The organism is Stenotrophomonas maltophilia group sp. RNC7 (genome assembly GCF_030910085.1).
GTDB lineage: Bacteria > Pseudomonadota > Gammaproteobacteria > Xanthomonadales > Xanthomonadaceae > Stenotrophomonas > Stenotrophomonas sepilia.
In genome coordinates, this window is record NZ_JAVFVN010000498.1 from 1 (window position 1) to 371 (window position 371).

Consider the following 371-nt stretch of genomic DNA (forward strand, 5'->3'; position numbering starts at 1 on the left):
AGGGCAGGAACATTAGGAGGCTCCCAGCCTGTTAGAGCTTGATGACTTTGTCTGCACTCGTATATTTTGCCGTTATATATGACGCGTTGGCCTACTGTGTATTTCATATCAAGCTGCCATTCACTTACATCTGGCGGCGGACTGGTTGTTACTGTGATCGGCTGACTGAAGTCGGAATAGTAGCCTTGACTATCCTTAGCCCTAATCGTAATCGAATAGGTTGTAAATTCATTCAGACCGTTAATGGTTGCAATCGTATTCGCTGCTACCAACATTTCATTATCGTAGTGAATAATATACTCCACAATTTCACCTGTATCACTTATGGACGGTTCCCACGTTAAGCTTATGCTGTCATATGTAACCCCCGT

Annotated in this window: 1 protein-coding gene; it reads right to left on the reverse strand. The window is 43.7% G+C overall.

The genetic code is table 11. The annotated features are described in order from the left end of the window. A partial coding sequence (locus RCF13_RS09620; protein WP_308141096.1) for a carbohydrate-binding protein occupies window positions 1-350 on the reverse strand: 350 nt, incomplete at its 3' end. Between the last annotated feature and the right edge of the window lie 21 nt (window positions 351-371).